This window comes from Streptomyces sp. WZ-12 (genome assembly GCF_028898845.1).
Classification (GTDB): Bacteria; Actinomycetota; Actinomycetes; order Streptomycetales; family Streptomycetaceae; genus Streptomyces.
In genome coordinates, this window is the sequence record NZ_CP118574.1 from 2174055 (window position 1) to 2197280 (window position 23226).

The 23226-nt window shown below is 72.0% G+C and carries 2 protein-coding genes (1 of these 2 cut by a window edge); both read right to left on the reverse strand.

The window, feature by feature from the left end:
- Positions 1–26: 26 nt before the first annotated feature.
- On the reverse strand, positions 27–15713 hold the full coding sequence (locus PV796_RS09255) for a type I polyketide synthase (protein WP_446750579.1): 15687 nt from the start codon (positions 15711–15713) through the stop codon (positions 27–29).
- Positions 15710–23226: the 3' portion of a type I polyketide synthase gene (locus tag PV796_RS09260; RefSeq protein ID WP_446750680.1), read on the reverse strand. Its footprint extends 7279 nt past the window's final position; 7517 of the gene's 14796 nt are visible here — the last part of the coding sequence; its start codon lies off the right edge, out of view; it ends in the stop codon at positions 15710–15712. Before PV796_RS09260 ends, PV796_RS09255 begins: the two co-directional genes overlap by 4 nt.

Sequence of the window (23226 nt, forward strand, 5' to 3'; positions counted from 1 at the left end):
AGCTGTGGACTGCTGGCACCGACGGTTCAGGGCGCGCCGAGCTCGTCGTCGAGAAGGCTGAAGATCTCCTCCGCGCTGGCGTCGTCGAGATCGGTGGCGGCGCGGTCCGCGGAGTCGCCGGCGGCGCTCCGTTCCCGCTCCTGCCATGTGGTCAGGAGTCGGCGCAGTCGGCCGGTGATGTCGGCCGCCTCCACCCGCGCCAAGTCGGTTGCGGCCAGGGCCGCTTCCAGCTTGGCGATCTCCTCGCCGACCGGTGTGCGGGTGCCGCCGTCGGCAGGTGCGATCAGCTCGCCCAGGTGCTGGGAGAGCACGGTGACCGACGGGTAGTCGAAGACCGCGGTGGTCGAGAGTCGGACGCCGGTCGCCGCGTTGAGCCGGTTGCGTAGTTCGACGGCGGCGAGGGAGTCGAATCCGAGGTCGAGGAAGCCCCGGTCCGGGTCCACCGCGAGCGGGGACGCGTGGCCGAGGACCTCGGCGACCCGGGCCCGGACCAACTCCCGGAGCGTCCGGGCGCGTTCGGCGTCGGGCAGCGCGGCCAGTTCGGCGCGCTGCGCCGCGGGGTCGGTGGCGGCTGCGGTGGACGGGGTCGCCCGCCGGGCCGCCGGGCGGACGAGTCCGCGCAGCAGCGGGTGCACGCCGCCGGTGGTGGCGCGGGCGCGCAGGGCCGGGAGGTCGAGCCGCAGCGGGGCGGTGACCGCGCGGTCCTGCCCCAGCGCGGCGTCGAAGAGGGCCATGCCGTGCTCGGCGGTGATCGGGGTGAATCCGGAGCGGGCGGCCCGCGACAGGTCGCGTTCGCCGAGCCGGCCGGTCATGCCGCCGGTGGCGGCCCACATGCCCCAGGCCAGCGAGGTGCCGGCGAGGCCCTGGGCCCGGCGGGCCTGTGCGAAGGCGTCCAGGAAGGTGTTGGCGGCCGCGTAGTTGGCCTGCCCCGGCCCGCCGAACAGACCGGCGGCCGCGGAGCAGACGGCGAACACCGACAGCTTCAGGTGCTGGGTGAGCTCGTGCAGGTGGACCACGGCGTCGACCTTGGGGCGGAGGACGGCGGTCAGTTGCTCGTCGGTCAGCGCGTCGAGGACGCCGTCGTCGACCACGCCGGCGGTGTGCACGACGGCGGTGAGCGGCGCCTCGGCCGGGAGGGTGTCCAGGGCTCGGGCCAGGGCGGCGCGGTCGGCCACGTCGCAGGCCAGCAGCGTGGGCTGCGCACCGAGGGCGCGGAGGTCGGCGAGGAGGGCGTCGGCGCCCTCCGCGTCCGGGCCGCCGCGGCTGAGCAACAGCAACTGGCGGACGCCGTGTTGGGCGACGAGGTGGCGGGCGAGGAGCCCGCCCAGCATGCCGGTGGCGCCGGTGATCAGGGTGGTGCCGGCGGTGTCCCACGGCCCGTGTTCCGGGTCGGTGCCGGCCTGCCCGGCCGCTCCGGTGTCGTCGGCGGGAAGGGTGGTGTCGGCGGGGCCGGCCGGGACGCGGACGAGCCGGGGCACATGGACGTCGCCGCCGCGCACCGCGGACTGGGGTTCGCCGGCCGCGAGGGCCCGCGGCAGGGCACCGTTGCCGATCTCGGTGCCGTCGGCGTCGATCAGCAGGAACCGGCCGGGGTGCTCGGACTGGGCCGAGCGCACCAGGCCCCATACCGGCGCGGCCGCGATGCCCGGCACCGCGTCATCGGCCAGCACGCCGACCGCTCCCCTGGTGACGAGCGCCAGCGTGGTGTCGGCGAGCCGCTCGTCGGCCAACCAGGACCGGACCAGGGCGAGCGCCCGGGCCGCGGTGCGGTGTGCGGCGGCGGCCAGGTCGGCGTCCGGGCCGGTGTCGTCGGTGAGTTCGGCGACGGCGAGGCGGGGTGCCTGGGTGCCGGCGCCGATCGCCTCGGCCAGCGCGGCGGCGTCCGGGTACGACGGGAGCGGACGGTGTCCGGTCCGGCCGCTGCTCAGCCCGGCGACCGTGCCGAGGGTGACCCAGCGCGCCGCGTCCGGGGTCGCGTCCGCGTCGATGCGGATCCAGTCGACGGCGAGCGGCTCACCGCCCTTGGCGGCCCGGGACCCCGGCGCGGCGAGCGCCCGCAGGGTCACCGAACCGGCCGCGAGGACCGGGGCACCGGTGGCGTCCGTCGCCAGCACCGACAGGGTGTCGTTGCCCACCGGCGACAGCCGCACCCGCAGGCTGTCGGCGCCGACCGCGTGCAGGGTGACGCCCGCCCAGGAGAACGGCAGTCGCGCGCCCGCCTCGTCGGCGAACAGGCCGCTCATGCCGGCGGTCTGGAGTCCGGCGTCGAGCAGCGCCGGGTGCAGTCCGTACGCGCCGGCGTCCGCCATCACCTCGTCCGGCAGGCGCACCTCGGCGAACACCTCGCCGTCGCGCCGCCAGACCGCCTGGAGCCCTTGGAACGCGGGCCCGAAGTCGAAGCCCAGTCCGGCGAGTTCGGCGCGGAAGTCGGCGACGGAGAGCGCGGTGGCGCCGGCCGGCGGCCACTGGGCCAGGGCGTCGGCGTCCACGGCGGCTGCCTCCGACGGGATCTCCGGGAGCACCGAACCGCTGGCGTGCCGGGTCCACGGGTCGTCGGCGAGCCGGGAGTGCACGCTCAGCGCGCGGCGCCCGGACGCGTCCGGCGCGCCCACGGTCACCTGGATCTGCACCGCCTCGTCCGCGGGCAGCACCAGGGGTGCTTCCAGGCTGAGTTCCTCGACGGTCCGGCAATCGGCCTGTTCGGCCGCGTACAGGGCCAGTTCGAGGAAGGCGGTCGCCGGCAGCAGCACCGCGTCCTGGACCGCGTGGTCGGCGAGCCAGGGGTGGGTCCGCACGGACAGCCGGCCATTCAGCACGGTCTGTTCGGAGTCGGCGAGGGTGACCGCGGCGCCCAGGAGCGGATGCCCGGCCGCGCCGAGCCCGGCGGCCGTGAGGTCCCCGGTGCGGGACGGCCCGGGCTTCACCCAGAACCGCTCGCGCTGGAACGCGTAGGTGGGCAACTCCAGCGTCCCGGCCGGGCGTTGGTGGTCGAAGACAGGTGACCAGTCGACGGCGACGCCCATGGTGTGCAGCCGGCCGACGGCGCCGAGCAGGGTGCGCTCGGGCTCGCGGTCGGCGCGCTGGGCGGCCACGGCGACCGGCTCGCGCTCGTCGTCGAGGAACGCGGTGCCGGCGAGCGCCGCCAGCACGGAGTCCGGGCCGACCTCCAGGAAGGTGGTGGCGCCGTCGGTGGCGGCGGTCCGCACCGCGTCGGCGAACCGCACGGTGCCGCGGACCTGGTCCGCCCAGTACCGCGGGCTGCACAACTCGTCGGCGGTGGCGGCCCGGCCGGTGAGGGTGGAGACGACGGGGATGCGCGGCGGCCGGTAGTCCAGGCCGGCGATGAGCTCCGCGAACTCGTCGAGCATCGGCTCCATCCGGTGCGAGTGGAAGGCGTGCGACACCCGTAGCCGGTTGGTCTTGTGCCCCTGTTCCTGAGCCCACTCCCGCACCGCCTCGACGGCGTCGGTGTCGCCGGAAACCACCACCGCGTGGGGGCCGTTGACGGCGGCCAGCGCGACCCGGCCGTCGTGCTCGTCCAGCAACGGGGCGATCTCGTCCTCGGTGACCTGCACCGCGAGCATCGCACCCCCCTCCGGCAAAGCCTGCATCAGTCGGCCGCGCGCCGCGACCAGCACGCACGCGTCGTCGAGGGACAGCACTCCGGAGACGTGGGCGGCCGCGATCTCGCCGATCGAGTGGCCGATCAGCACGTCGGGACGGATCCCGAACGACTCGATCAGTCGGTACAGCGCCACCTCGACGGCGAACAGTCCGGCCTGCGCGTAGACCGTCTGGTTGAGGTCACCGTCGTCGGCGCCCCAGAGGACATCCTGCACAGGCCGGTCAAGCAACCGGTCCATCCGGGCACACACCGCGTCGAACGCCTCGGCGTACACCGGGAACCGCTCCCACAGCGCACGGCCCATGCCTGAATACTGCGAGCCCTGACCGGAGAACAACACCCCTAGCCGTCCCCTATCGGCACCGGCGACCCCTTGCACGGCTGCGGGGTCGGATCGGCCGTCGGCCAGCGCAGCCACCGCCGCGAGCAGTTCGTCGCGGTCCCCGCCGAGGACGACGGCGCGGTGCTCGAACACCCCCCGGGTGGTGGCCAGCGCATGCCCAACGGCCGCCGGCGACACCTCGGGGCGCTCCAACAGGTGCGCGCGCAGCCGTTCGGCCTGGCTGCGCAACGCCGCCTCGGTGCGGGCGGAGAGGGGCCAGGGGAAGAGGGTGGGGGTGAGGGTGCTGCCTGGGGTCGCCTCCGTGGCTGTGACAGGCCGCTTCGGCGCCGCTGCCTGATGCGACGTCTCCTCCGGTGCCTGTTCCAGGATGACGTGCACATTGGTGCCGCTGACCCCGAAGGAGGACACCGCGGCGCGGCGCGGCCGGTCGACCTCCGGCCAGGCACGGGCCTGGGTGAGGAGCCGGACCGCGCCGGCCTCCCAGTCCACGTGCGGGGTGGGCCGGTCGACGTGCAGGGTGGCCGGCAGGGTCCCGCTGGACATCGCCAGCACCATCTTCATCAGCCCGGCGATGCCCGCCGCCGCCTGGGTGTGCCCGATGTTGGACTTGATCGACCCCAGCCACAACGGCCGGTCCGCCGGCCGTCCCTGGCCGTACGTGGCGATGATGCCCTGGGCCTCGATGGGGTCGCCCAACTTGGTGCCGGTGCCGTGCGCCTCCACCGCGTCGACCTGCTCGCCGGACAGGTGCGCGTTGGCCAACGCCTGGCGGATCACCCGTTGTTGCGCCGGGCCGTTCGGCGCGGTCAGGCCGTTCGACGCACCGTCCTGGTTGATCGCCGAGCCGCGCAGCACGGCCAGCACCGGGTGCCCGTTCCGCCGGGCGTCGGAGAGCCGTTCCAGCACCACCACGCCGGCGCCCTCGCCCCAACCGGTGCCGTCCGCGGCGCCCGCGAACGACTTGCAGCGCCCGTCGACGGCCAGCCCCCGCTGCCGGGAGAACTGCACGAAGACGCTCGGGGTGGACATCACCGTCACCCCTCCGGCCAGGGCCAACGAGCACTCACCGGAGCGCAGCGACTGGGCGGCGAGGTGCACCGCCGCCAGCGACGCCGAACAGGCGGTGTCGACGCTGACCGCGGGGCCCTCCAGCCCCAGGGTGTAGGCGATCCGCCCGGAGACGACGCTGGCCGCGTTGCCGGTGAGGGTGTAGCCCTCCAACTCGGCGGGCGCATGGGCCAACAGGGCGGTGTAGTCCTGTCCGTTGGTGCCGGCGAACACTCCGGTCTGGGTGCCGCGCAGCGAACCCGGGTCGATGCCCGCGCGTTCGATCGCCTCCCAGCAGATCTCCAGCAGGATGCGCTGCTGCGGGTCCATCGCCAGCGCCTCCCGCGGCGAGATCCCGAAGAACGCGGCGTCGAACGCCCCGGGGTCGTCGAGGAACGCGCCGTGCCGCGCATAGCTCTTCCCGTGACTGTCCGGATCGGCGTCGAACAGCGCGTCGAGCTGCCACCCCCGGTCCTCGGGGAACGTGCCGACGCCGTCCCGCCCCTCGGCCAGCATCCGCCACAACTCCTCCGGCGTACGCACCCCGTCGGGGAACCGGCACCCCATCGAGACCACCACGATGGGGTCGTCGCCGATGGGGTTTCCGTGAGTGAGGTTGCCGCGAGTGAGGCCGCCGTCGACGGGGCTGCCGTCGGTGCCTGGCCGCGGTCCCGCCACACTGGCCAGCAAGTGCTCGGCGATGCCGGTGGCGTTGGGGTAGTCGAAGACCACCGTGGCCGGCAGCGCGATCCCGGTGGCGGCCGAGAGTCGGTTGCGCAGTTCGACGGCGGTGAGCGAATCGAAACCGAGCTCGCGAAAGGCCCGGTTCGGCTCGACGTCACCGACCGAACCGTGCCCGAGCACGGCGGCGGCGTGCGCCCGCACCAGGTCGAGCACCACCCGCGGCCGCTCGTCGGCCGGCACCTCGGCCAGCCGGCGCGCCAGTTCGGGCCCGCCGGCCTCCGCCGCGGCGGCCGCCATCGCCCGCTGGGCCTCCTCGATCCCCTCCAACAACGGACTGCGCCGCATGGCCGCGAACGACGGGGCGAACTTCTCCCACGCCACATCGGCGACGGCCACCGTGCCCTCCGGCTGCCCGAGCGCGTCCTGAAGGGCGGCGATGCCCGCCTCCGGGGTGAGGAAACCCATCCCGGCCCGGCGCATCCGGTCTTCGCGCACGGCGGTGTCGGTGGCCAGCGACCCGGCCCAGGCACCCCAGCCCACCGACAGGGCCGGCAGCCCGTCGGCGCGGCGCTGCTCGGCCAACGCGTCCAAGTAGGCGTTGCCGGCCGCGTAGTTGGCCTGGCCCGCGTTGCCGAGCGTGCCGCTCAGCGACGAGAACAGCACGAAGGCGGAGAGGTCGAGGTCCCGGGTGAGCTCGTGCAGATGCCTGGCCGCGGTCGCCTTGGGCCCCAACACGCCGTCGAACAGCTCCGGGGTCAGCCCGTCGACCACGCGGTCGTCGAGCACCGCGGCCGCATGCAGCACCCCGCTGAGCGGCCGGCTCCCCGGCACCGCGGCCAACACGGCCGCCAACGCCTCGCGGTCCGCCACGTCGCACGCCGCGAACTCCACCCGCTCGCCCAGCTCTTCACGTAGCGCCGCCGCCCCGGGTGCGGCCTCGCCCCGCCGGCTGAGCAACAACGCCCGCTCGGCACCGGCCCGCACCACCCAACGCGCCAGGTGCGCTCCGAGCGCGCCGGTGCCGCCGGTGATCAACACGGTGCCGGAGGGCTGCCATGGGCGCTGCGCGGCCTGCGTCGGCTGCAGCCCATCGCCCTGCTCTCGTTGCTGCTGCTCCCGGCCCGGCTGCTGCCGAAGGGGCTGCCGGTTCCGCGGGGCCCGGACCAGTCGGCGGAGGAACACCCCGGAGGACCGCACGGCCACCTGGTCCTCACCGCGCAGCCCGTCCGCTCCGGCGAGCACGGCGACCAGTCGGGCGCCCACCCGCTCGTCCAACGCCTCAGGCAGATCGATCAGTCCGCCCCAACGGTCGGGGTGCTCCAGGGCGGCCACCCGCCCGAGCCCCCACACCATGGCCTGCTCCGGCGCCCGCAACCGATCGGCCCGCCCCACGGAAACCGCTCCGCTCGTCACGCCCCACAACGGCGCCTCAATGCCCGCATCGCCCAACGCCTGGAGGAGGAGAGTGGTGCGGAGGAGGGAGTGAGGGGTGGTGGGGGTGTAGGGGTCAGTGTCGGTGTGGGAGTGGGTGGTTGGCTCGTCCAACGCCAGGGTCGAGAGGATGCCGTTGAACCCGTCCTCCGCGGCGAGCTCCGCCAGTCGTGCGGCCAGGCTGGCGCGCTCGGGGGTGCTGACGTCCGGTGCGATGTCGATCATGATCACATCGGCGCCGTGTTCGGCCAGTTCCCGGCGGCACGCGGCCGCGAGCCCGCCCTCCTCCTCGCCCTCGGCGGTCACCACGAGCCAACGGCCGCCGAGCCGCGCACCGTTGGCCGTGGACGCCGGCTGCCACGTCGCCCGGTAGCGCCAGCCGTCCACGGCGGAACGCTCCCGCCGCCCGCGCCACCAGGAAGACAACACCGGCACGACGGCCGACAACTGCGCCGCATGCTCATCGCCCTCGACCATGAGCGTGTCGGCCAGCGCGCCCACGTCCTCCTTCTCGACCGCACGCCAGAAGTCAACTTCCGCGGGATCAACGACCCGACTCGCGTCGGCGGCCGGCTCCGTCAACCAGTAGCGCTGGCGTTGGAAGGCGTAGGTGGGCAGATCGACGCGCCGGGGGCGATACGGGGCGAGGATCTTCTCCCAGGCGACGGGCAGGCCGTGAAGGTGTGCCTGGCCGAGCGCGGTGAGGAGTTGGGCCTGGTCACCGTGGTCACGGCGGAGCGTACCGAAGGCGGCTCCGGTGGCATCGGCCGCATCGAGGGTCTGCTCCACACCAACGGTCAGCACGGGATGAGCGGACGCTTCAACGAACACGGTGTGACCGGCGGCGACCGCGGCCCGGACGGCGTCCTCGAAGCGGACGGTCTGACGGAGGTTGCGGTACCAGTAGTCGGCATCGAGGTGTGCGGTATCGGTCGCCTCGCCGGTCAGCGTGGAGAAGAAGCCGACAGAGGTCGTCTCCGGCCTGATCGGGGCGAGGTCGGCCAGGATGCGGTCCCGGAGCGCCTCCACGTGTGGGGAGTGCGAGGCGTAGTCCACCGGGACGCGACGGACGCGGACGCCCTCCGCCTCCCAGGCCGCCTGGATAGCGTCCAGGGCAGCGGCGTCGCCCGAAACGACCGTCACCGACGGCCCGTTGACCGCCGCGATACCCAGACCTTCGTAGCCGGTCAGGACCGCTTCCACCTCGGCGGCGGAAAGGGGGACGGACAACATGCCGCCGGCAACGGACAGGGTGGTGATGGCCTGCGAGCGCAGGGCGACGACCCGGGCGCCGTCTTCCACCGACAACGCACCGGCAACAACCGCGGCCGCGATCTCACCCTGACTGTGACCGATCACCGCAGCGGGTTCGACACCAGCCGCCTTCCACGTCGCCGCCAGACACACCATTACGGCCCACAACAACGGCTGAACCACATCGACCCGCTCCAACACAGCCGGATCGGTCGAACGCGCCACCTCCGTCAACGACCAGTCCACGAACGGCGCCAACGCCCGCTCACACTCAGCCCAACGAGACGCGAACGCCTCCGACGAGTCCAGGAGTCCAGCAGCCATACCCACCCACTGCGAACCCTGACCCGGGAACACCAACACCGCACCCGAACCAGCAGTGGTCGCGGTACCGGTGACGGCACGAGCAGTTGGTACGCCGGCAGCGACCGAGTCCACACCGGCAAGCAGCTCGTCCCGGCCGGCGCCGACCACCACCGCCCGGTGCTCCAACACCATCCGCGACGACACCAACGAGAACGCCACATCCACCGGCGACAGTTCAGGACGGTCACGGAGAAACACAGCCAACCGCTCAGCCTGCGCCCGCAACCCCGCCTCGGACTTGCCCGACAACACCCACGCCACCGGACCCACATCCGACCGCCCAGACAGCTCCTCCTCAACCTCCGGCACCTGCTCCAAAATCACATGCGCATTCGTGCCACTAATCCCAAACGACGACACACCCGCACGACGCACCCGCCCAGACTCCGGCCACGCACGAGTCTCCGTCACCAACTCCACCGCACCAACCGACCAATCCACATGCGAAGACGGAGCATCCACATGCAACGTCCCCGGCAACACCCCACGCCGCATCGCCTCAACCATCTTGATCACACCAGCCACACCCGCAGCCGCCTGCGTATGACCAATATTCGACTTCACCGAACCCAACAACAACGGACGCCCCACATCCCGCCCCTGACCATACGTCGCAAGCAACGCCTGCGCCTCAATCGGATCACCCAACCTCGTACCCGTACCATGCGCCTCCACCACATCCACATCACCCGACGACAACCGCGCATTCGCCAACGCCTGCCGAATCACCCGCTGCTGCGACGGACCATTCGGCGCCGTCAAACCATTCGACGCACCATCCTGATTCACCGCCGAACCACGCACCACCGCCAACACCCGATGCCCATTCCGACGCGCATCCGACAACCGCTCCAACACCACCACACCCACACCCTCAGAAAACCCCGCACCATCCGCCGCATCCGCAAACGCCTTACACCGACCATCCGACGCCAAACCACCCTGCCGCGACATCTCCACCAACAACGACGGCCGCGCCATCACCGTCACCCCACCAGCCAACGCCAACGAACACTCACCACCACGCAACGACTGCCCAGCCAAATGCATCGCCACCAACGACGACGAACACGCCGTATCCACCGTCACCGCAGGACCCTCAAACCCCAACGCATACGCCACCCGCCCCGACACCACACTCCCCGAATTCCCCGTCCCGATATACCCCTCAGCACCCTCCGGAACCACCCGCAACCCCGACGCATAATCGTGATACATCAACCCACTAAAAACACCCGTCCGACTCCCCCGCAACACCGACACATCAATACCCGCATGCTCAATCGCCTCCCACGACGCCTCCAACAACAACCGCTGCTGAGGATCCATCGCCACCGCCTCACGCGGCGAAATACCAAAGAACCCCGCATCAAACTCACCCGCACCATAAAGAAAACCCCCCTCCCACAAACCCCCACCCGCAACCGACGCCAACGCAGCAAGCCCCTCAACATCCCACCCACGATCCCCCGGCAACCCCGACACCGCATCACCACCCGAAACCACCAACCCCCACAAACCCTCAACATCCACCACACCACCCGGATACCGACACGCCATACCAACAATCGCAATCGGCTCATCAACAGTCGCCGCCCGCACGGCCGTTGGGACCTGCGCCTGATCACGGCCGGTGGCCTCGCTCACCACGTACTTCGCCAGCGCGGTGGCGTTCGGGTAGTCGAAGACCAGGGTCGCCGGCAGCCGTAGCCCGGTCGACGCACCGAGCCGGTTGCGCAGTTCCACGGCCGTCAACGAGTCGAAGCCCATATCGGTGAAGGCCCGTCCGGGATCGATGGCCTCCGCGGAGGCGTGCCCCAGCACGTCGGCGACGTGTCCGGATACGAGCCCGATCACCAGCCGGAGCTGCTCCTGCTCACCAAGGCCGGCCAGCCGCCCGGCGAGCTCGCCGGCCTGCGCACGGGCCAACTGGACGGTACGCCGAGTGGTGACCCGCACCAGCCCGCGCAACAGAGCCGGAACCCCATCGCGCGCCGCACGAGCCCGAACCCTCCCCAGATCCAAGGCAATTGGCACCGCAACAGCGGAATCGGCCGCCATCGCCGCATCGAACAACGCCAAGCCGTCCTCGGTGGACAACACCTCCATGCCCGACCGAGCCGCCCGCGAACGATCTCCCTCATCCAGGTGGCCGGTCATGCCACTGGCCTGCTCCCACAACCCCCACGCCATCGACACCGCCGGCAGACCCCGCACCCGCCGATACTGCGCCAACGCATCCACAAACGCATTCGCCGCCGCGTAATTCCCCTGCCCCGAGGCCCCCAACACCCCAGCAGCAGAAGAGAACAACACAAACGCCGAAAGACCAGCACCACGCGTCAACTCATGCACATTCCACGCCGCAACCACCTTCGGCCGCCACACCGCCTCCAACCGCTCGGCCGTCAACGACTCCACCACACCGTCATCCAAAACACCCGCAGCGTGCACAACCCCCCGAAGCGGCTGCCCCTCCGGCACCTCGGCCAACACCCCCGCCAACGCCTCACGATCGGCAGCATCGCAAGCAACCACCCGCACCCGGGCCCCCAACCCCTCCAACTCCGCCACCAACTCCCCAGCACCCGGGGCATCCATACCGCTCCGGCTGAGCAACAGCAGATGACGCACCCCACGACGAGAGACCAAATGCCGAGCCACCAAACCACCCAACGTCCCCGTACCACCAGTGATCAACACCGTGCCCTCAGGACCCCAAGCCTGGCTCTCCCCCTCAGCCCCGGCCACACGCCGCAGACGCGGCACGAACACCTCACCGCCACGCACCGCCACCTGAGGTTCATCGCCGCTCAACTCCGCGACAGCAGAGCCGATTTCCTCGTCACCTTCGACGTCCAGGAGCGCGAACCGGCCCGGGTGCTCCGACTGCGCAGAACGCACCAACCCCCACACACCAGCCTGCGCCAACCCCTCAACCGTGTCCTCCGAACGAACCCCAACAGCACCGCGCGTGACCAGCACCAACCGCGACTGCGCCAACCGCTCCTCCGCAAGCCACCCCTGCACCAACCCCAACACCCCAACAACATCAGGGCTTTCAACGGCAACAACCTGCGGAACGGCCACGCCATCATCCAACCCACCCAGCAGGGACGGCAGATCGGCAAAGGCACCACCAGGACCAGCCAGCCCACCCAGGCCAACCCAATCCCCACAAGTGGCACCGGAACGCGACTGCGACTGCCACTCCACCTCAAACAACGCCCCGGAGCCACCAACCGCCAACCGATCCGCGGCCACCTCACGAAACGCCAACGACTCCGCCGTCACCACCAACGCACCCGACTCATCCACCACACACACCGACACCGCATCACCACTCAACCGCTCCAACCGCACCCGCACCCGCACCGCACCCACCGCATGCACCCGCACACCCGACCACACAAACGGCAACCGCGGAACAGAACCAGACCCAACCCCCAACAACCCACCCACACCCACCGCATGCAACGCCGCATCCAACAACGCCGGATGCACCCCAAACCCCTCAACACCCTCTACACGCTCAGGCAACCCCACCTCAGCCCACACCACATCACCCTCACGCCACACCCCACCCAACCCCCGAAACACCGGCCCATACCCATACCCCGCACCCGCAAGACCCTCATACGCACCCACCACATCCACCGACACCCCACCCACCGGCGGCCACACCCCAAACCCACCAACATCCACCGACTCAACACCAGCCCGCGACAGCACACCCGACGCATGCCGCACCCACACACCCTCAACATCCTCATCCAGCCGCGAAAACACACTCACCACACGACGACCGGACTCATCCTCACCCTCAACACTGACCTGGACCGCAACGCCACCGGTCTCCGGAAGCACCAACGGCGCCTCAAGCGTGAGTTCTTCGACCACATCGCAACCCACCTGATCACCAGCACGCACCGCCAACTCAACAAACGCCGTCCCCGGCAACACCACCGAACCCAACACCACGTGATCCGCCAACCACGGATGCGACGACAACGACAACCGACCCGTCAACACCACCCGATCCGAATCCGCCAACGCCACCGCCGCACCCAACAACGGATGACCAGCAACACCCAACCCCAACCCCCGCGCGTCACCAGACACCCGCACCGACGACTTCGGCCAATACCGCTCCCGCTGGAAGGCATACGTCGGCAGATCCACACGCCTGGGGTTGTACGAGGCAAGACCCTTCTCCCAAGCAACGGGCAGCCCGTGCACATGGGCCTGCCCGAACGCCGACAGGAGCTGCGCAACGTCACCGTGATCGCGACGCAGGGTGCCAAACGACGCACCAGCCACGTTCACCGCGTCGAGGGTCTGCTCAACACCAACGGTCAGAACAGGATGGGCGGAGGCTTCAATGAAAACCGTGTGACCAGCACCGACCGCAGCCCGGACCGCATCCTCGAAACGAACGGTCTGACGGAGGTTGCGGTACCAGTAACCGGCGTCAAGGCCGGCAGTATCCAACAGCTCACCGGTCAACGTCGAAAAGAAGCCGACGGACGACGAAGCCGGAACGATCGGCGCAAGGTCCGCCAGGATGCGCTCCCGGAGCGCCTCCACATGCGGAGAGTGCGAGGCGTAATCCACCGGGACGCGACGCACGCGGACACCCTCCGCCTCCCAGGCCACCTGCACCGCATCCAAAGCAGCCGCATCACCCGAAACCACCGTCACCGACGGCCCGTTGACCGCCGCAACACCCAACCCCTCATAGCCAGCCAGGACCGTTTCCACCTCGGCAGCGGGGAGGGGCACGGACAACATGCCACCAGCACCCGACAGAGCGGTGATCGCCTGCGAACGGAGGGCAACGACGCGGGCGCCGTCTTCCACGGTGAGCGCACCGGCAACGACTGCAGCCGCAATCTCACCCTGACTGTGACCCACCACCGCAGCCGGCTCCACACCAGCAGCCCGCCACACCTCCGCCAAACACACCATCACCGCCCACAACAACGGCTGAACCACATCAACCCGCTCCAACACCGCCGGATCGGCAGACCGCGCCACCTCCGTCAACGACCAGTCAACGAACGGCACCAACGCCCGCTCACACTCAGCCCAACGAGACGCAAACACCTCCGACGAATCCAACAGACCAGCCGCCATACCAACCCACTGCGAACCCTGACCCGGGAACACCAACACCGCACCCGAACCAGCAACCAAACCGGCCCCCGCCACCACGCCCGCGGCGGGCTCGCCGGCCGCCACCGACCCCACACCCGCCAGCAGCTCATCCCGATCGGCGCCGACCACCACTGCCCGGTGGTCGAACAACGCCCGGGACGACGCCAACGAGAAGGCCACGTCAGCAGGGGCCAACTCCGGGCGCTCCGCGACGAAGTCGCGCAACCGCGACGCCTGCGCCCGAAGCCCCGCCTCGGACTTCCCCGACACCACCCACGCCACCGGACCCACACCCACACCCGACCGGCCAGGATCGACCTCCACAGACTCCACCGGCACCGCCGGCGCCTGCTCCAAGATCACATGGGCGTTGGTGCCGCTCATGCCGAAGGAGGAGATGCCAGCCCGGCGCACCCGTCCCGCTTCGGACTCCGTTGTCGCATCCGGCCACGGGCGGTTCTCCGTCAGCAGTTCCACCGCGCCGGCCGACCAATTCACGTGCGAGGACGGGGAGTCCACATGCAGGGTCTTCGGCAACACTCCATGGCGCATCGCCTGCACCATCTTGATCACGCCGGCCACACCCGCGGCCGCCTGCGTGTGGCCCACGTTGGACTTGATGGAGCCGAGCAGCAGCGGTCGGTCCGCGTCCCGGTCCTGGCCATAGGTCGCAAGCAGCGCCTGGGCCTCGATGGGGTCGCCCAGTTTCGTGCCCGTGCCGTGGGCCTCCACCACGTCCACGTCCGCCGCGGTCAGGCGGGCGTCGGAGAGTGCCTGGAGGATGACGCGTTGCTGGGCGAGGCCGTTGGGGGCCGTGAGGCCGGTGCTGGCGCCGTCCTGGTTGACGGCGGAGCCGCGGAGGACGGCCAGGATCTGGTGGCCGTTGCGGCGGGCGTCGGAGAGGCGTTCCAGGAGGAGCATGCCGACGCCCTCGCCCCAGGCGGTGCCGTCGGCGGCCTCGGCGAACGCCTTGACGCGGCCGTCCGCGGCCAGGCCGTTCTGGCGGGTGAACTCGGCGAAGCCGATGGGGGTGGACATCACGGTCACACCGCCGGCGAGGGCAAGGGCGCACTCGCGCTTCTGGAGTGACTGGGCGGCCAGATGGAGGGAGACCAGCGACGACGAGCAGGCGGTGTCGACGGTCAGGGCGGGGCCTTCGAAGCCGAGGGTGTAGGCGATGCGGCCGGAGAAGACGCTGGCCGAGATGCCGGTGGCGACCAGGCCGCCGAGGTCGTGGTCGGAGCGGTTGAGGGTGCCGACGTAGTCGCGGGTGTTGGAGCCGACGAACACGCCGGTGCGGCTGCCGTGGAGGGTGCCTGGGTCGATGCCGGCGGCCTCCAGGACCTCCCAGGAGGTCTCCAGGAGGAGGCGCTGCTGGGGGTCCATGGCCAGCGCCTCGCGGGGGGAGATCCCGAAGAACGCGGGGTCGAAGTCGCCGGCGTCGTGCAGGAATCCGCCCTGGTCGGTGGCGAAACCGGTGGCGGATGCGGGGCCGTCCTCGGCCGCGCCGTCCGGGGTTTGCCAGCCTCGGTCGACCGGGAACGCCGACATCGCGTCCCGGCCGTCCCGTACCAGTCGCCACAGGTCGTCGGGGTTGTTGACGCCGCCGGGGTACCGGCAGCTCATCGCGACGATGGCGATGTCCTCCCGGGTCTCCCCCTCGGTGGTCTCCAGTTCCGCCAGGCGGTTCTTTGCCTGTCGGAGCTCGGCCGTCACCCACTTGAGGTGGTCCAGAAGCTTCTGCTCACGCGCCACAGCGATACCCCCATGTTCAAGCTGCCGACCACCCGGGTCCGGCCTGGTCAAGACTTTCCGAATTCCTCGTGGATGAGGTCGAACAGCTCATCGGCGGTGGCCGATGCCAAGTCGCGGTGCGCGTCCGCGCCGTCCGCGGGTGCTTCAGGTTGCTTCCACTTCGCCATCAGGCCCTGGAGCCGCAGGTTGATGCGGGTCCGTGCCAGTTCGTCGTCGGGTAGATCGGCCAGGCCGGACTCCAGTCGGTCCAGGTCGGCGAGGAGTTGGTCCACCGCGGCGGTGCCGTCGGTGAGTTCGGCGCACAGGTGGTGGGCCAGGCTGGTCGGCGTGGGGTGGTCGAAGGTGACCGTCGCGGTCAGTGCGACGTCGGTGAGTTCGCCCAGCCGGTTGCGGAGTTGGAGTGAGCCGAGGGAGTCCATGCCCATGTCCAGGAAGCCGCGTCGGACGTCGATCTCGTCGGCGGCGGAGTGGCCCAGGACGGCGGCGGTCTCGGTGCGGACGAGGTCCAGGACGAGGTGTTCCCGTTCGCCGTCCGGGGCGCCGGTGAGGCGTTGGCGGAGTGCGGCGGCGGGGGACGGTTCGGCGTCGGCGCCGTCCGGGTGTCCGGTGGCGGGTGTGCCGGTGGACGTCGTGGTGGTGTCCGGGTTGGTTTCCTGGGCGAGCAGCTCGGCGAGGAGCGGAGCGGGGCGGGCCAGGGTGAACAGCGGGGCGAACACCTGCCAGTCGACATCGGCGACGGTGGTCACGGCCGCGCCCTCGGCGACTGCCTGGGCGAGGGCCTGCACGGCCGGCTCGGAGGCGAGGGTGACCAGTCCGCGCTTGCGCAGTGACGCCTCGGCGGCGGGGTCGGCGACCATGCCGCCGTCTGCCCAGGGGCCCCAGGCCACGGCGGTGGCGGCCAGTCCCCGGGCCCGGCGCTGTTCGGCCAGGGCGTCGAGGTAGGCGTTGGCGGCGGCGTAGGCGCTCTGGCCGCCGCTGCCCCAGGTGCCGGCGACGGAGGAGAAGAGCACGAAGGCGTCCAAGCGCTGGTCACCGAGCAGTTCGTGCAGATGGCGGGCGCCGGCCGCCTTGCCCGCGACGACGTCGGCGAATGCGGCCGGGTCGGTGGCGGCCAGGGCGGTGGTCTGGCTGATGCCGGCCGCGTGCACCACCGCGGTGAGCGGGTGCTCGGTCGGGAGGGCGTCGAGCAGGGTGCGGACGGCCTCCCGGTCGGCGGTGTCGCAGGCGGCGAGGGTGACCTTGGCGCCCAAGTCGGCCAGTTCGGCGCGGAGTTCGGCGGCGCCGGGGCTGGCCTCGCCGCGGCGGCTGGTGAGCACCAGGTGTTCGGCGCCGTTGGCGGCTGCCCAGCGGGCGACGTGTGCGCCCAGTGCGCCGAGCCCGCCGGTGATCAGCACGGTGCCGTGGGGCCGCCAGGGCTCGACGGACGGATCGGGTGCCTGGGGCGCGCGGTGGAGTCGGCGGGCGTAGGTGCCGTGTGGGCGCAGGGCGAGTTGGTCCTCGCCGGTGTCGCCGGTGAGGAGCCGGGTCAGGCCCGCTTCGGTGTGCGCGTCGAGGGTGTGCGGGAGGTCGATGAGGCCGCCCCAGAGTCCGGGGTGTTCGAGGGCGACGACGCGGCCCAGGCCCCAGATCATGGCCTGTTCGGGGTGGGTGACCGCCTCGGGTGCCTGGCCGTCGTCGGTGACCGCCACCGCGCCGCGGGTCAGGCACCACAGGGGTGTGGTGCTGTCGGCCCGGTCGAGGGCGCGGACGAGGGCGGCGGTCAGTGCGGTGCCGTTGGGCAGGTGGGGGTGGGCGGGGTGGGGTGCGTCGTCCAGGGCGAGCAGGGACAGCACGCCGCGCAGGGGTGCCGCTGTGCGCCCGGCCGGTCCGTCGGTGACTGTGGCGGCCCGCAGTCGGTCGGCGAGGAGCGCGACGTCGGTGCCTGCCGGGTCGAGGGCACGGTCCAGGTTGAGGGTCGTGACGGTGGCGCCGTTGCGGGTCAGGGCGGCGGTCAACTCCGCGGCCAGTGCGCGTTGTTGGGCACCCTCCGAGGTCACCAGGAGCCAGCCGCCGTCCAGGGCGGGTGCGGGGGCGTCCTGCGGGGTGTCGGTGAGTGGTGCCCAGCGGGTGCGGTAGCGCCAGCGGTCGACGGTCGATCGGGTGCGTTGGGTGCGGCGCCAGGGGGCGAGGGTGTCGAGGAGGGGGCGGAGTGCCTGGTCGTCGTCGACCCGCAGGGTGCGGGCGAGGTCCTCCAGGTTCTCGTTCTCGACGGCTTCCCAGAAGCGGGACTCGACCGCGTCGGGCGCCAGGGCCGTGCTCTCCGGCCGGGGTGCGATGGCGGCCTCCAGCCAGTAGCGGCGGCGTTGGAAGGCGTAGGTGGGCAGTTCCGCCCGGCGGGGTCGGTAGGGGGCGTACAGGGGGCCCCAGTTGATGGGGGTGCCGGCGGTGTGCAGGGACGCCAGGGCGGTGACGAGGGTCCGGTCGCCGGGGCGTCCGGCGCGTTGGGCGGCCACGACGGTGGTCGGTGCGGCGTGGTCGGCCAGTGCGGTGCCGGCCTGAGCCGCGAGGACCGCGTCGGGGCCGGCCTCGACGAACTGGGTGACGCCGTGTGCGGCGGCGGTGCGGACCGCGTCGGCGAACCGAACGGTCTCGCGGACCTGGCGCACCCAGTACGTGGGCGAGCACAGTTCCTCGGGGGCGGCGGCCCGGCCGGTGCGGGTGGAGATGACCGGGATGCTCGGCTCCCGGTACGTCAACGCCGTTGCCACGGCGGCGAATTCGTCCAGCATGCCGTCCATGTGCGGGGAGTGGAAGGCGTGCGAGACGCGCAGTCGGTTGGTCTTCCGGCCGTGTGCCCGGGCCCAGTCCCGTACGGTCTCGACGGCGTCGGTGTCGCCGGAGACCACGACCGCTTCGGGTCCGTTGACGGCCGCCAGTGTCACCGACTCTCCCAGCAGTGGTGTGATCTCTTCTTCGCGTGCCTGGACGGCGAGCATCGCGCCGCCCTGGGGCAGGGCCTGCATCAGCCGGCCGCGGGCGGCGACCAGTGCGCAGGCGTCCGTCAGCGAGAGCACTCCGGCCACGTGGGCTGCCGCCAGCTCGCCCACGGAGTGGCCGATGAGCACGTCCGGGGCGATCCCGAACGACTCCAGCAGGCGGAACAGTGCCACCTCGACCGCGAACAGCCCGGCCTGGGCGTGGACGGTCTGGTTCAGCTCGTCCTCGTCCTGGCCCCACACCACCTGGCGCAGCGAGCCCGGCAGGCTCTGGTCCAGGCGGTCGCAGACCGCGTCGAACGCCTCCGCGAACGCCGGGAAGTGTTCCCACAGTTCGCGGCCCATGTCTGAATACTGCGAGCCCTGGCCGGAGAACAACACCCCTAGCCTGCCCCTATCACCGACCGCCGTGCCGTGCACGAGAGCGGGCGAGGGCCGACCGGCGGCGAGCGCCTCGACGGCGCGCAGGAGCTCGTCCCGGTCGGCGCCGATCGCCGCGGCCCGGTGGTCGAGTGCGGCGCGGGTGGTGGCCAGGGAGTGGCCGATGTCCGCGGGCGACGACTCGGGGTGGTGGGTGAGGTGGTCGTGGAGGCGTTGTGCCTGGGACCGGAGTGCGGTCTCGGAGGCGGCGGACAGCAGCCAGGGCAGAGTGGTTCGGGGGGTGGGGGCGTCCGCCGCGTTCGCGCCTGGTTGGTCGGCGGGCGGTGCGTCCGGGGCGGTACGGTCGCCCGTCGGCGGTTCCTCCAGGACGACGTGGGCGTTGGTGCCGCTGATGCCGAAGGAGGAGACGCCGGCGCGGCGGGGCCGGCCGGTCGTGGGCCACGGGCGGGCCTCGGTGAGGAGTTCGACCGCTCCGGCCGTCCAATCCACGTGCGAGGACGCCTCGTTGACGTGCAGGGTCTTCGGCAGTGTGGCGTGCCGCATGGCCTGCACCATCTTGATCACTCCGGCGACGCCGGCGGCGGCCTGGGTGTGGCCGATGTTGGACTTGATGGAGCCCAGCAGCAGGGGACGTTCGGCGTCCCGCTCCTGCCCGTAGGTTGCGAGCAGTGCCTGGGCCTCGATCGGGTCGCCCAGTCGGGTTCCGGTGCCGTGCGCCTCCACCGCGTCCACGTCGGTGGTCGACAGGTGGGCGTTCGCCAACGCCTGGCGGATCACGCGCTGTTGGGACGGGCCGTTCGGAGCGGTCAGGCCGTTCGAGGCACCGTCCTGGTTGACCGCCGAGCCCCGTAGCACGGCGAGCACCTGGTGTCCGTTGCGCTGTGCGTCGGAGAGCCGCTCCAGCAGCAGGACGCCGACGCCCTCGCCCCACCCCGTGCCGTCCGCGGTGTCGGCGAACGCCTTGCACCGGCCGTCGGGCGCCAGCCCGTTCTGCCGCGAGAACTCGACGAACACCTCCGGGCTGGCCAGCACGGTGACGCCGCCGGCCAGGGCCAGCGAGCACTCGCCGCCGCGCAGTGCCTGGGCCGCCAGGTGCAGCGCGACCAGCGACGACGAGCAGGCGGTGTCCACCGTGACCGCCGGGCCCTCGAAGCCGAAGGTGTAGGCGATGCGGCCGGAGACGATGCTGCCGGAGTTGCCGGTGCCGACGTAGCCGCCGACGTCGTCGGGGACGGCCTTCAGCCGGGACGCGTAGTCGTGGTACATCAGGCCGGCGAACACGCCGGTGCGGCTGCCGCGCAGGGACGCCGGGTCGATCCCGGCGCGTTCCAGGGCCTCCCAGGAGGTCTGGAGCAGCAGGCGCTGCTGCGGGTCCATCGCGGTGGCCTCGCGCGGCGAGACACCGAAGAACGCGGCGTCGAACTCGGCGGCGTCGTAGACGAACCCGCCCTCACGGGTGTTGCTGCGGCCGGGGTCGTCGGGGCCGGTGCCGAAGAGCCTGGCCAGGTCCCAGTCACGGTCGGTGGGGAAGGTGGAGATGGCGTCGCCGTCGCTGGCGACCAGGTCCCAGAGCTGTTCGGGGCTGGTGACACCGCCGGGGTAGCGGCAGGCCATGGCCACGATCGCGATCGGTTCGGGCGCGTCGCCCGCCGTGCGGTTCGCGGTCGCCGCCACCGGCTCGGCGACGTCGTCCGCGGTGTCGCCGAGGATCTCGCCGCGCAGGTACGCGGCGAGCGCGGCCGGCGTCGGATAGTCGAAGATCAACGTGGCGGGCAGCCGCAACCCGCCGGTGGCCGCGCCGAGTTGGTTGCGCAGCTCGATGGCGGTCAGCGAGTCGAAGCCGAGCTCGCTGAAGAGCCGGCCGGAGCTGACCGCGTCCGCCGAGCCGTGTCCGAGCAGGGTGGCCACATGGGAGCGGACCAGGTCCAGGACGATGCGCTGCTGCTCGGCCTTGCTGCGGCCGGCCAGGCGGCGCCGCAGCTCCGGTGTGCGGTCCCCGCCGGTCCGTGCGGTGCGTCGGACCGGTGTGCTGACCAGCCCGCGCAGCATCGGCGGCAGTCCGGCGGGCGCCGCGGCCCGCTGCCGCAGGCCCGCGAAGTCGAACCGGACGGGCACCTGGAGCGGTGCGGGCCGGGTGAGGGCGGCGTCGAACAGGTCGAGCCCGTCCTGTGCGGACAGGGCGCGGATGGCGGCCCGGGACTTGCGGGCCGTTGCCGCCTGGGCGAGTTGTGCGGTCATGCCGTCGGACTGTTCCCACAGTCCCCAGGCGAGGGAGGTCGCGGGCAGTCCCTGGGCGTGCCGGTGCGCGGCGAGCGCGTCCAGGCTGGCGTTGGCCGCCGCGTAGTTGCCCTGCCCGGAGGCGCCGAGCACGCCGGCGGCCGACGAGAACAGGACGAACGCGTCGATTTCCAGGCCGAGTTCGCGGGTCAGCTCGTGCAGGTGCCAGGCGGCGTCGACCTTCGGGCGCAGCACGGTGCGGATCCGTTCCGGGGTCAGCGACTCGACGATGCCGTCGTCCAGCACGCCGGCCGCGTGGATCACGGCGGTGAGCGGGTGCTCGGCCGGTACCGTCGCCAGCACCTCGCCCAGCGCCGCGCGGTCCGCGACATCGCACTCGACGATCCGCGCCTCGGCGCCGTGCCCGGCCAACTCCGCGACCAGTTCGTGCGTTCCGGGGGCGCGCGTCCCGCTGCGGCTGAGCAGCAGCAGGTGCCGAATCCCGTGCCGGGTGGCCAGGTGCCTGGCGAGCAGCCCGCCGAGGGATCCGGTGCCGCCGGTGATCAGCACGGTGCCGTCGGGGTTCCAGGAGGTGGGGGTGGTGCTGGTGGCCACGGACGTGGTGGGGTCCGCTCCGGCGGTGATGGTACGGCGTAGCCGCGGCACATAGACGGCGTCGCCGCGCAACGCGGCCTGGGATTCGTCACCGGCAAGAACGCCCGCTAGAAGCACGGGAGTTGGCGCCGTACCGCCCGGTTCCCGGTCCACCAGCACGAACCGGCCCGGGTGCTCGGCCTGCGCGGACCGCAGCAGCCCCCACACGCCGGCCTGCGCCGGCACGTCCAACGCGTCGCGCGGCGCCTTGACGGCCACGGCACCGCTGGTGAGCAGGACCAGCCGCGACCCGGCGAGGCGCTCATCGGCCAACCATGCCTGGACCGTGTCGAGCGTCGAGACCAAGACCTCCTCGGTCTCGTCGCCCGCCACGTCGACGAGGACCGCCTCGGGCGCCGGAGCACCCGCGGCGAGGGCGGCACCGAGCGCGGTCACGTCCGCGTACCAGTCACCAATCCCCAACGCGTCCCGGCTCCGATCGGCACCCACCCCGGCCCAATGCCCGGCAGTCGCCGCCCGCGCCAACTCCACGGTCTCCCAGTGCACTTCGAACAGCGCACCGGACTCCCGGGCCGCGCGGAGCTGCTCCGGGGCGACCGCGCGCACCGCGAGGCTCTCGACGGTGGCCACCAGCGCGCCGGTCTCGTCGGCGATCTCCACGGACATGGTGTCGCGCCCCAACGCGGCCAGTCGCACCCGCACCCGGGTCACACCCACCGCATGCACCCGCACGCCCGACCAGGCGAACGGCAGTCGCGGCCCCTCGGCCGGCCCGGGCTCCAACAACCCGCCCACGCGCGCCGCGTGCAGGGCGGCATCGAGCAGCGCGGGATGCACGCCGAAGCCGGTCACCCCGTCAACACCCTCCGGCAGCGCCACCTCCGCCCACAGCGCGCCGCCGTCCCGCCACACCGCACGCAGCCCGCGGAACACCGGCCCGTACCCGTATCCCGCGCTCGCCAGCGCCTCATACGCATCCGACGTCTCCACGGCCTCCCCGGCCGCCGGCGGCCAGACCTCGAAGCTCACGGACGGTTCGACCTCCGCGGCGGCGCCCTTCCGGGACGCGCTGGACAGCACGCCCGTGGCGTGCCGGGTCCACGGCGCCTCGGGGTCCTCGTCCGGCCGCGAGTACACGCTCACCGACCGGCGGCCGGCCGCGTCCTCGGCCTCCATCACGACCTGCAACGCCACGCCGCCCGACTCCGGGAGCACCAGCGGCGCCTCCAGGGCCAGTTCCTCCACCAGATCGCAACCGACCTGGTCCCCCGCGCGCACCGCCAACTCAACAAACGCCGTGCCCGGCAGCACCACGGACCCGAGCACCGCGTGATCCGCCAACCAGGGATGCGACGACAGCGACAGCCGGCCGGTGA